This is a genomic window from Ralstonia insidiosa, assembly GCF_008801405.1.
GTDB classification, from domain to species: domain Bacteria; phylum Pseudomonadota; class Gammaproteobacteria; order Burkholderiales; family Burkholderiaceae; genus Ralstonia; species Ralstonia insidiosa.
This window is the reverse complement of the sequence record NZ_VZPV01000008.1, coordinates 1-10,900: the sequence shown is the minus strand read 5'-3', so window position 1 is coordinate 10,900 and position 10,900 is coordinate 1. Positions and strand designations below refer to the sequence as shown.

7 protein-coding genes and 2 pseudogenes are annotated in these 10,900 nt (G+C 65.6%); 3 read left to right on the top strand and 6 right to left on the bottom strand.

What is annotated here, in order from left to right; genetic code table 11:
- Nucleotides 1–113: 113 nt before the first annotated feature.
- Nucleotides 114–311, top strand: a pseudogene (locus F7R11_RS26835) (ATP-binding protein); the annotation flags it as partial.
- A 21-nt stretch (nt 312–332) separates the two neighbouring features.
- Here F7R11_RS26835 and F7R11_RS26830 read toward each other — a convergent pair.
- Both F7R11_RS26830 and F7R11_RS26825 read right to left on the bottom strand, forming a co-directional pair.
- Entirely contained in the window at nt 333–1,385 is a 1,053-nt protein-coding gene (locus F7R11_RS26830) for a diguanylate cyclase (RefSeq protein ID WP_004637161.1), read from the bottom strand.
- Between the two features lie 263 nt (nt 1,386–1,648).
- On the bottom strand, nt 1,649–2,137 hold the full coding sequence (locus F7R11_RS26825) for an Lrp/AsnC family transcriptional regulator (RefSeq protein WP_004637162.1): 489 nt from the start codon (nt 2,135–2,137) through the stop codon (nt 1,649–1,651).
- Nucleotides 2,138–2,281: 144 nt separating this feature from the next.
- On the opposite strand from F7R11_RS26825, the gene glmS reads away from it, so the two are divergent.
- A complete protein-coding gene (glmS, locus tag F7R11_RS26820; RefSeq protein ID WP_004637163.1) occupies nt 2,282–4,213 on the top strand; it encodes a glutamine--fructose-6-phosphate transaminase (isomerizing) in 1,932 nt (643 codons plus the stop codon).
- A gap of 127 nt (nt 4,214–4,340) precedes the next feature.
- On the opposite strand, the gene F7R11_RS26815 is transcribed toward glmS, so the two are convergent.
- Genes F7R11_RS26815 through F7R11_RS26805 form a run of 3 tightly spaced genes read right to left on the bottom strand, consistent with a single transcriptional unit; the run spans nt 4,341 to nt 9,346 of the window.
- Nucleotides 4,341–5,195 carry a DUF6671 family protein gene (locus F7R11_RS26815; protein ID WP_004637164.1) on the bottom strand — a complete coding sequence of 285 codons (855 nt, stop codon included), beginning with the start codon at nt 5,193–5,195 and terminating at the stop codon, nt 4,341–4,343.
- On the bottom strand, nt 5,195–7,747 hold the full coding sequence (locus F7R11_RS26810; protein WP_004637165.1) for a YbcC family protein: 2,553 nt from the start codon (nt 7,745–7,747) through the stop codon (nt 5,195–5,197). The genes F7R11_RS26815 and F7R11_RS26810 overlap by 1 nt, the downstream gene beginning before the upstream one ends.
- A gap of 24 nt (nt 7,748–7,771) precedes the next feature.
- Complete coding sequence (locus F7R11_RS26805) at nt 7,772–9,346, bottom strand: NADH-quinone oxidoreductase subunit L (RefSeq protein WP_004637167.1); 1,575 nt, start codon at nt 9,344–9,346, stop codon at nt 7,772–7,774.
- 99 nt (nt 9,347–9,445) lie between these two features.
- On the opposite strand from F7R11_RS26805, the gene F7R11_RS26800 reads away from it, so the two are divergent.
- Nucleotides 9,446–10,348: a LysR family transcriptional regulator gene (locus F7R11_RS26800; protein WP_004637169.1), complete on the top strand. Its 903-nt coding sequence runs from the start codon at nt 9,446–9,448 to the stop codon at nt 10,346–10,348.
- Nucleotides 10,349–10,677: 329 nt separating this feature from the next.
- Here the strand turns inward: F7R11_RS26800 and F7R11_RS27385 are convergent.
- Nucleotides 10,678–10,773, bottom strand: a pseudogene (locus tag F7R11_RS27385) (DUF4148 domain-containing protein); the annotation flags it as partial.
- Nucleotides 10,774–10,900 lie beyond the last annotated feature (127 nt).

Genomic DNA, 10,900 nt, shown 5'->3' with positions numbered 1-10,900 from the left:
GGCCACGATACCCGTTTGAGAAGTGAACAGGAAAGCCAACAGAATCAACGATCTACCAACACCACCCCCGCGCCAGTGCTGGGTTTGCGTACCGCCAGTTATTGCACTGAAAACGAGGGGACCCCTTGTTCGGCGTGTTCCAGCGCCTGCACCGCGAGACGGAGTTCGAGGGGGTGGGCGCGGGGCTCGCACTGTGCCGCGCCATTGCGCAGCGCCACGGCGCAGAGGTTAGCGCGACGGCGGTGCCGGGCGCTGGTTGCACGGTGCGGGTGCAGTGGCCGGTGAACCCTGCAGCCGCCAACGAGCCCTGACGCCGGCCGCAGTGCTGGCTGCTACACCGCTGGTACCAGCGCTGGCTCCATGCACCCCGCCACCTGATTGCGTCCGCCGTTTTTGGCGACGTACAGCGCTGCGTCCGCGGCGTCGATCCACGCCCGCAGGCTGCTGTGGCGGTGGTCGGCCGGGGCCACGCCGATGCTGCTGGTGATGCGCAGTTCGGGCAGGCTGCGCAGGCGCACGCCTTCTGTCTGCTCGCGGATGCGCTGGGCAATGGCCAGGGCGTCGCGCGCATGCATGCCGGGCAGCACGATGGCGAATTCGTCCCCGCCGTAGCGCCCCGCGCAGTCACCGGCGCGCACGTTGCCCCGCACCACATGCGCCAGCGCGCGGATGACCTCATCGCCCACGGTGTGGCCGTAAGCGTCGTTGATCTCCTTGAAATGGTCGATGTCCAGCATCAGCATGCAGGCGGGCTCGTCGGTGGTGTGGTGGCGGCGCAGTGCGGCCTCTGCCTGCTCTTGCCAGTGGCCGCGCCCGAACAGGCCGGTCAGTGCGTCCACGCGGCGCAGTTCGTCCAGCATCTGGTTCTGGCGCGCAGACTGCCGGATGAGCTGGTAGCTCACGGCGCTGACCGACAGCGTGTGCAGCGACATCACCGGCAGACAGGCCACTATCACGCGCATGGAGGTCTCGGGCGCCCAGTGCAGCCCCATGACCGCCGTGCTGGCCACACCGGCCGCCAGCATCACCCACAGGGCGCGCACCCACAGCCCCCGGATGCCGGTGGTGATCTTGTCCACCATGGTCAGGGTGAGCAGCATCACGCTGGGCAGCAGGTTGAAGTGCATCAGCGGCACCAGCGCAGCGACCAGCGCCGAGTCGATGAGCAGGTTGCGCACCTCGGCGGCGTATGGGTCGGCGGCGCGGCGTGTGAGCAGGTAGGCCACGTGCGGCCACACCAGCGTGGCCAGCAACAGCGCCGTCCAGGCCAGGGGGGATGCCTGGCGCTCCCACAGCACCGTGGCCACCACCATGCCACCCAGCCCCATGCCCAGGATGCGCAAGGGGTAGATGCGGCGGGGCATCTGGCGGCGGGGCGTCGGCATGGGGGTGTTGGAGAAGGGCGGTGCTGCCACGCGGGCATTCACCGGCCAGGTAGGTTGAAAGTGCGGGGGAGCTTACAACGCCCGGTCAGGCGATACCAGCAAGAAATGACCGTGGTCCATTCCCATCAGTCGCATGGATGACCTTGCTGGGTGTTGGGATGTGCTGTGGGGCCTGTCAGGGGGGGCTGAGGGGCGGGGCGGTGAGAGGGCGCCGATGAGGATGCAGGTGGGTTTGCTAATAAATTGATAGCAGATAGCGCATGTCAATCTGGCGCTACCGGCACTTTGGTCTCAAATTTGGCCCGGCGGGTTGCAAAGAAGGCCTTCACATTGCGCACGTTGGCGTCGCCGGTGAACAGCCGCTGCGACAGCGCCAGGTAGCCCGGCATGTCCCGCGTGTGCACCACCAGCACAAAGTCTGGCCCGGGTGACACGCGCCAGCACTGCTGCACGGCGGCCTCCTGCACGGCGCGGGCTTCGAAGGCGTCGAGCTGTTCGGCCCCCTGGCGGTCCAGCGACACCTCCACGATGCACGCCAGCCCGTGGCCTTGCAGGGCAGCCAGCCGGTCGGGCTGCAGGATGGCCACCTGCCGCTCGATGAGTCCCACATCGTGCAGGCGCTTGACGCGGCGCAGGCAGGTGGGCGGCGACACATGCACCTGTTCGGCCAGGGCCTGGTTGCTCTGCGCGGCATCGGTCTGCAACAGGTTGAGCAGCTGCAGGTCAATTGCATCGAGCGATATGAATTCCATTGGAGGTCAGAAAATGAACAAAAATTTCAACATTGATTATTGGTGAAATTAAAGTTCATGTTGCTGCAAATATCAATCAATAATTTTTTGGGACGCTGCCTACCATCGCCGCATCCCATCACATTCCAACCAAAGGCAACCACCATGTGCGGCATCGTCGGCGCAGTATCCACGCGCAACATCGTTCCCATCCTCGTGCAGGGCCTGCAGCGACTTGAATACCGGGGCTATGACTCCTGCGGCGTGGCCGTGCATGCGTCCAGCCTAGACGCCACGCGCCCTGCCGGCCTGCAGCGCGCCCGCAGCACCGCCCGCGTGGCCGAGCTGCTGGAGCAGGTGAGCACCGAGCACATCGACGGCGCCACCGGCATCGCCCACACCCGCTGGGCCACGCACGGCGCGCCTGCCGTGCACAACGCCCACCCGCATTTCAGCCACGGCACGGGCGCAGACGCCCATGCGCAGGCCGCAGGCCGGGTGGCACTGGTGCACAACGGCATCATCGAGAACCACGAAGAACTGCGCGCCCGCCTGCAGGCACGCGGCTACGTGTTTGCAAGCCAGACCGACACCGAGGTCATCGCCCACCTGGTGGACAGCCATTACAGCGGCGACCTGTTCGACGCCGTGCGGGCCACCGTGGCCGAACTGCATGGCGCCTACGCCATCGCCGTCATGCACAAGGACGAACCCCACCGCGTGGTGGGCGCACGCGCAGGGTCTCCGTTGATCCTGGGCGTGGGCAAGGACGCAACCGGCGCCTCGTCATCGCGCGAGCACTTTCTGGCCAGCGACGCCATGGCCCTGGCGGGCGTCACTGACCAGATCGTCTATCTGGAAGAGGGCGACCTGGTGGACCTGCAGCTGGGCCGCTACTGGATCGTGGGCAAGGACGGCAATGCGCTGACCACCGGGCAGCGCCCCGTGCGCACCGTGCAGGCCCACAGCGGCGCGGCCGAGCTGGGGCCGTATCGCCACTACATGCAAAAGGAAATCTTCGAGCAGCCCCGCGCGATTGCCGACACGCTGGAAGGCCTGGCCGGCATCGTGCCCGAGCTGTTTGATGGTGCAGGCCAGCATGGCGAGCCCGGCGCGGCTGCCTGGCGCGTGTTCAAGGACATCGACAACGTGTTGATCCTGGCCTGCGGCACCAGCTATTACAGCGGCTGCACCGCCAAATACTGGCTCGAAGAAATCGCGGGCATTCCCACCCAGGTCGAAGTGGCCAGCGAATACCGCTACCGCACCAGCGTGCCCAACCCGCGCACCCTGGTCGTCACCATCAGCCAAAGCGGCGAAACCGCCGACACCCTGGCCGCGCTGCGCCACGCGCAATCCCTGGGCATGCAGCACACGCTCACCATCTGCAACGTCGCCACCAGCGCCATGGTGCGCGAATGCAAGCTCGCCTACATCACCCGCGCCGGGGTCGAGATCGGCGTGGCCAGCACCAAGGCCTTCACCACGCAGCTGGCGGGCCTGTTCTTGCTGACGCTGGCCCTGGCGCAAAGCAAGGGCCGCCTGAGTGAAGAGCAGGAGGCTGCACACCTCAAGGCCATGCGCCACCTGCCCGTGGCCCTGCAGGCCGTGCTGGCGCTCGAACCCCAGCTCATCAGCTGGGCTGAAGACTTTGCGCGCATGGAAAACGCGCTCTTTCTGGGCCGAGGGCTGCATTACCCCATCGCGCTGGAGGGCGCGCTCAAGCTCAAGGAAATCAGCTACATCCACGCTGAAGCCTACCCGGCCGGTGAACTCAAGCACGGCCCCCTGGCCCTGGTGACCAGCGCCATGCCGGTGGTGACGGTGGCGCCCAACGACGCCCTCCTGGAGAAGCTCAAGAGCAACATGCAGGAAGTCCGCGCCCGTGCGGGTGTGCTGTACGTGCTGGCCGATGGCGACACCCGCATCGAAAGCAGTGAGGGCATCCACGTGATTCGCATGCCCGAGCACTACGGCGCATTGAGCCCACTGCTGCATGTCGTGCCGCTGCAGCTGCTTGCGTACCACACGGCCTGTGCGCGGGGGACGGATGTGGACAAGCCCCGCAACTTGGCCAAGAGCGTTACTGTGGAGTGAGCTGTCGAACACCCCGTTTTTTACCAACAACTGACTGATCGATTGGCCAGTTGTTGTTTGCTTTGTGACGCCTCGCCGGTCAGTGTTCAAACCACTGTGCTGAACGCGGGACCGCTGTGATTGCAAGTCAGGGATTGCAATACGCGCAGTGGCGAGGATCTGCCAATGCCCGCGTGGCTTTGCTCATTCTGGACTGGTATTCGCAGCGTGGGCACGACCACACCTCAGCGCGGCAGGATGCGGTAGGCCGTCCGCAGGCAGAGCAGGTAAGCCCCGGTATGCGTTCGGTGACCCAGTAACCCGGGGCGTTGCAGGCTGGGCAGTTCGACTGCAGTCGCTGCAGCAAGTCCTGCGCAGCTTGCTCGATGAGGCGCATGCGGGTGGGGTTGGCAAAGGCCCTCAGGTCCGTCTCCACAAAGACCTGGCGGTTGCGGGCCTGGGCTTGGCAGGCGTCGAAGCAGTGCCGCAGCCGGTCCCAGTCCGCGATGCCTTTGTGCATGCGGGTGTCGTCCTGGCTCTCCGGGCGCATCACCAGCTGTTGCTGCGGGAAGCCCTCGCGCTGCGCAAATGCCTCCACGGCACTCCAGTTATCGCTCAGCAGGTGCCCGCTGCGCGCAGGCCCTTGTGCCATGCCGACGACTTCGATGCCCATGCGGTCGTCCAGCCAGGCGATCAGCTCCACGTTCCAGGGCACCATTCCTGTGAACGGATCGGGACCAAAGCTGCCCTCGCTGGCCAGGCCGGCATCGAGGCCGGAGAGCTCCATGCCCTTGCGGGCTTTGCGCCGTGCTGCATCCAGTTGCGAGCCCGCACGTGCCGTTTCGCGGGTGAAGGTGCCCAGCAGGTCGGTATCGAACCCGCTGACATGTTCAATCGTGCAACCCAGACCCGGCTCCAGCGCGGGCGCGATGACCCGCTCCTTGCCATGCTGGGTCAGCAAGGCGATGCGGCGGTCTGCATAGGGGCGTGCACTGGGGTGCATCACCAGTTCTCCGTGTGCAGCGGCTCCCAGAGACCCTGGTCATAGCGCATCAGGTCGGTGCCTTCCCACCGCCAGAGGTGCAGCCACCCGTGGTCCACCAGTTGCTTGACGACGGCATGTTGATGGATCACTGCGTCGATGGATGGGCGGGGCGCATCAATCACCACGGTCAGCCTCAGTGGTTCGTGCAACCAGCGCTTGCCGTCGTGCACCGACTGCTGCGACAGGCCGATGCGCAGATCACCGCCGTTGCCTTCAAAGACGCCGATGTGTCCGCCCACCACGTTGTGCAGCACCTTGTTGCCACTCCCCAGGCGTGTGGGGGCGCAGGTGGATGCGTGGTACTGCCAGTTGATCCAGTGGGTGACCAGCATGGGCGCGGTCATGAGCGCTTCCAGCAGGCTGCCGTCGGGGTCTCTTTGGGCGTCATAGTCGTGCAGAAAGCTGCGTCCTTGTAGCGCAGCGCCCAGCGTCCTGTGCCGGGGTGCGATGACGAAGGCTGCGTTGCCCGCCAGGCCCCATTCCGGGCGCGTCTGGGCGCCATCGTTGGCGCGCCTTCGCAATTGCTTCAGCAAATCGTCGTGCGGTGTCCGTGGGTCGATGTGCAGGTGCGGTGCTCGTTCTCTGCGGACCTGGTCACTGGCATGGTGTAGCACCGGCTGCAGGCTGTCCCACCGTTGGCGAGCGGCTGGGGGCAGCAGGTCCAGGTCAAAGCCCTCGATCTCATCGGTTGTGGTGTTGTGCAGGGCCGCCACGAAGGTTGTGGACTCCGGAATGGCGATGCCTTGTTCCGCCAGGCCCGTACGCACGGCAGGTTCGTTCAGCAGTTGTGCCAGGCTGCGGGCACTGACTTCGCCGGTCTGGCCGCAGCATGCGCCGCAGTCCAGCGCTGCCGCATGGGCGTTGTTGGCCGACTGGCTGCCATGCCCTACCAGCAGTACCAGGGGCGCCAGATAACCGTCCAGCCCCATGGAGCGCAGCACCCGCGCTGCCAGCGACACCTTGGCGCCGATGTCCAGCCCCGTGAGCTGGGGCCGGCACAGGGGGCGATAGCGCGCAGGCAGGCCTTCCAGTGCATCGTTGGCCCTGGCTTGCCGGGAGGGCCGCAGCCATTGGCCCAGCTTGCCCGCATAGCCCACGCCCGCCGCTTCAACGAACGAGAACGCCGCACCCGGCCAGCGGCTGGCGGACAGCCATTGGTCGGCCAGCGCAAAGCGCCTGGAGCGTGCGTGGATCGCTGCTTCTTGTAGCGTCGCATCGGTCTTCAACGCGCCCGCAGTGGATGGCACGATGCAGTCAGTGGCTTCTACTGCGGGTGCCAACAGGCCCGGCAGGTGGGGCGTGCGAGCGCTGGTGCCCAGCGGTGTGTAGGCGAGGGGCAGGCCAAAAAATCCCGCGAACCCGATGGTCTGTACGGCGGGCCAAATGGCCTCCAGGGACCTCCGCAGTGGCTCGCTGCGCACATCAATACAAAAAGCGGCTTGCACCTCGATCTCGTGCTGGTTGGGCGGGGCACTGCCGGCACCGAGCAGCCGCTGAGCCAGTTGGCGCTGGTAGCCGACTTCCAGAGCTACTTGCCACACTTCGTCGACCAGCAGAGCCTGCTCTGCCCGTTGCAACAAGGCGGGGGCCTGGCCCCAGGCCTGTTGCAGCGCCTGGAAGGCATGGGTGCCTGCGGCATCGTCCTTGCAATGCAGTAGAACCGCACCCCATGCCAGCCGGATCGCCAGCAACTCCCGCAGGTGCGGGTCGGAGGTCTGGTTCAGGTGGGCCTGCCAGCCTAGATAGGCGCACCACGAAGCCCAGCCATTCACCGTCAGCAGCACCGACTCCAGATAGTCTGGCCACACCGCCTTGGGAAGGCGCAGCCTGTGCAGTACCCAGCGTTCGGCGTCTTCCCGGGTGGCGGGCAGAGCCTCCAAGGCCTCGGCGAGGTGTGGCAAGCCCATCAGCAGGCCGATGGAGTGGTCGTGCTGCAGAGTCTCGCGCCAGAACGCATACAGGCCCTCGGACCGCTGGGGCTGCCAGTCCGCCTGTGTCTGGTCGAAATAGGCGGCGCAGGTCTGGCTCACCTGGTGGGTGATTGCCTGGCGCCAGGACAAGCGGGTTTGGCGGTGGGGGTCGTTGTCCAGCACATCGATCAGCAGGGGCAATTGCTCTACGGGCTGGGTGTTGTGTAAGGCCTGTACGCAGTCTTCGGCAGTCAACCCGCAGGCTTGCGCCTGAGGCATCTGGCGGATCGCCTGATCAAGGTCCTGGGCGCTGATGCGTCCTTCCGTCCACGCTTGCAGTTGCCGGTCGCGCCCGGGAAAGACCTGAATGCCGCCCAGCGCTGCCATGCGCGCTGCCACCCGGCGCACCGGCATGCCGATGCGCGCCCAGTGCGGGTTGACTGCAATGGCACGGTCCAGGGGCCAGGCCGGTGCAATGGCTTGGCACGCTTGTGCGCAGGCGGTGTCGATGTCGTTGTGCGAGGCCGGGTGCTGCGCAGCGTGCGTGGGCGCTGGCGCCGCGAGCTCCTCGGTGGGGCAGTCGGTCAGTGATTCCATCATGGGGTTCTCCGGGTGCAGTGCGGTTCAGGGGGCGGCTCTGTGCAACGTGGGGCCTGCTACATGGGGGACCGCGTCACGCGGGGCAGGGGGTGTCCAGGCGGTGGGCCAGATGTACAGGGCCAGCCGGGTGTACGCCTCGTCGATGTAGAACCCTGCATAGCTCCACCTGCGCCAGGTCCGCAGCATGTGGGGCTGCCTCTGCAGCAGTGCCAGAAAGAGGTAAAGGCCTAAAAGTCCGATCAGTGCCAGCCACCCCAGCACGTGCGCCGGAGCATCGCGCAAGCCCAGTGGCACATGGTGGATGGCAACTGCCGCTGCGGTGAGGCCCGCCACCATCACCAGCCCGGCCAGGCTGTGCCAGGCCGCAGTCTTGGCGCTGGCCTGGCCCTGAGGCGACCAGAGCAGCGGTGCCCAGGCCAGTCCCAGCACGGCGGACCACCAGGCGGGCCAGGGCACCTCCGCCGCCACGTTCAGCACCAGCAGCACGGTGGCCGTGGCGGCGACGGGTGCCAGCGCCAGGCTGATGGCTGTGGGCGGGGTTGCGCTGTGCATGGCCTGCAGCCGCGCTTGCCGAACCGCGTTGGATGCCGACAGAAACACATGGGCCTTGTACAGCGAGTGCCCCACGAGGTGCAGCGCAGCCAGCGTGTACAGGCCCAACCCGCATTCGAGCAGCATGAACCCCATCTGCGCCACCGTGGACCAGGCCAGCCTGACCTTGATGCTGATGCGCGTCAGCATGACCATGCCAGCGAGCACGGCTGTACCGAGGCCAAAAACGACCAGCACGACGCGGGCAGCGGCGGCGTTTTCCAGCAAGGGGGCGAACCGTATCAGCACGAACCCGCCCAGGTTGACCACGCCTGCGTGCAGCAGTGCAGACACCGGCGTGGGCGCCTCCATGACCTGGATCAGCCAGCCATGCACGGGCAACAAGGCCGTCCGCAAAATCACGGCCAGGGTCAGCAACACCGCGCTGGCGTGCAGCAACGGGGACATGCCGTCGCGTGCGATGTACGCCCACAACGCCGACAAAGAACCGCTGCCGACTTCCAGCCAGGCCAGTGCCGCCGCACCGACCAGCAATACGTCGGCCACCCTGTCGGCCATCTGTTTTTTGTGGGCGGCCAGGCTGGCAAAAGCCCGGTCGGGGTAGAAGCACAGCAGGTGTTGCAGCGCAATGCCCACCAGAGCCCAGGCGATGGCCAGGACGATCCAGTGGTCTGCCAGCAGCAGCACGTGCACAGCAGCCAGCACACCCGCCAGTGCTGCCATGTAGCGCGGCTGGCCGGGCTCTCCCTCCAGGTACCTCGCAGAAAACGCTGCGATGACGGTGCCCAGCAGTTGCACCAGAACCCCCATGCACAAGCCCATCGGCGATGCCTTGAGCCAGCCAGCGTGGTCCAGCCGGCCGATGCCAGCCATGGCCGCAATCGCCGCCAATACAGAACCTGCCAAGGCGGCACCAGACAGGATCAGCATCCAGCGCCACAACGTGGCAACCGAGCCCTTGTGGCACAGTGCCAGCGCCATGGCGGCCAGCATGAGCATGCCCGGTGCCCATGCGCTGGCGTGGGACAAAACGTGAACAAATGGCATCACTCAACCTCCAGAAACAAGACTGGGGGCGATGATGCTGCGGGGTTATTGTTCTGTAAAATACATTGAAAAGAACAAAAAAATACTAAAAATAGAACAATGAGACTCGATCAACTCAACTTCAACCACCTGTTCTACTTTTGGCGTGTGGCCAAGCTGGGGCACCTTACCCAGGCAGCGCAAGAGCTGCACACGTCCCAGTCTGCGGTGTCCACCCAGATCCGGCAGCTGGAAGAGCGCCTGGGCGAAGAGCTGTTTTTGCGAGAGGGCCGCCGCCTGCTGCTGACCGACACCGGGCAACTGGTACTGGCATATGCCGAGAACATCTTCGGACTGGGTCAGGAAATGCTGGGGCGCCTGCAGGGCAGCGCGTCGGGGGTGACCCGGCTGCGCGTGGGCAGTGTGGCAACGTTGTCCCGCAACTACCAGGAAAACTGGATCCGCCCCTTGCTGGCCGACCCGTCCGTGGTTTTGACGCTGGAGTCAGGGCTGCTGGAGGGGCTGATTTCGCGCCTGGTGCAGCACCAGCTGGACGTGGTGCTGGCCAATGAGTCAGTGCCTTCCGACTCCGAGCGCCCCTTGCACTGCCAATTTCTCGGCAGCCAGTCCATCTCGCTGGTCGGCCCTGCCAGCGTGTGGCAATCGCGCTCGTTGCGCATACCTGAAGACCTGGAGGGTATGGAGGTGGCGCTGCCTGGCCCCCGCCATGCACTGCGTGCGCAGTTTGAAGCCCTGTGTGCATCGGCCGGGGTGACGCCCCGATTGCGCGCCGAGGTGGATGACATGGCCATGCTGCGCCTGATCGCCCGTGACAGCGGCTGGCTGACCGTGCTGCCCGAGGTGGTGGTTCAGGACGAGTTGCGCACGGGCATCCTCGTCAAGGTGGGCTACTCCGCCGGGCTGCAGGAGCATTTCTACGCCATCACCACCCGGCATCGGCACCGTATCGAGGTGCTGGAAACCCTGCTGGAACGTTCGTCGGGCCGCATGGGGCCGTCCTGACAGACCTAGGGCAACGCTGAACAAGTCCCTCGCGCACCGCGCACCCCTGCTTTGGGCGGTCTGCCGCGTTGCAAATCCTCGCGATAGCTACGGCTATCGCTGTGGTTTGCGCCTTGCATCCCATCCCAAATCAGGGCGTGCGCCACTGCGGGGACTTATTCGGCGTTGCCCTAGCTGGGATTCGTCAAAAGTTTGCCCCATGAAAAAAGCCCCGCAATGGGGGCTCGTTCATGGGCGATGCAATGTGATGCGGTGCACCGATGACGCCTTCGCTCAGCCGCAGTGGATGCGCCAAGCGGTGGCGTCCGAAACGCCCGCATCGGCTTGCATTACATGGCGTTGCCGATTTCGCCGTGGGAGATCTGGCCTGTGCGAACAGCTTCTGCGGCCTGGGCACGCACGGCAGCGCGGTCGGCGGTGGATTGGGGGTCCCCTCGTTTTCAGTGCAATAAGTGACGGTACGAAAAGCTAGCACTGGCGCGGAGGTGGTGTTGGTAGATCGTTGATTTCATTGACTTTCCTGTTCACTTTCAAATCTGCGATTCGTGGCGT

Coding starts and splice junctions, on each gene's coding strand:
- F7R11_RS26830 (WP_004637161.1), bottom strand. CDS start 1,385: ATGCCGACGCCCCGCCGCCAGATGCCCCGCCGCATCTACCCCTTGCGC.
- F7R11_RS26825 (WP_004637162.1), bottom strand. CDS start 2,137: ATGGAATTCATATCGCTCGATGCAATTGACCTGCAGCTGCTCAACCTG.
- glmS (WP_004637163.1), top strand. CDS start 2,282: ATGTGCGGCATCGTCGGCGCAGTATCCACGCGCAACATCGTTCCCATC.
- F7R11_RS26815 (WP_004637164.1), bottom strand. CDS start 5,195: ATGCACCCCAGTGCACGCCCCTATGCAGACCGCCGCATCGCCTTGCTG.
- F7R11_RS26810 (WP_004637165.1), bottom strand. CDS start 7,747: ATGATGGAATCACTGACCGACTGCCCCACCGAGGAGCTCGCGGCGCCA.
- F7R11_RS26805 (WP_004637167.1), bottom strand. CDS start 9,346: ATGCCATTTGTTCACGTTTTGTCCCACGCCAGCGCATGGGCACCGGGC.
- F7R11_RS26800 (WP_004637169.1), top strand. CDS start 9,446: ATGAGACTCGATCAACTCAACTTCAACCACCTGTTCTACTTTTGGCGT.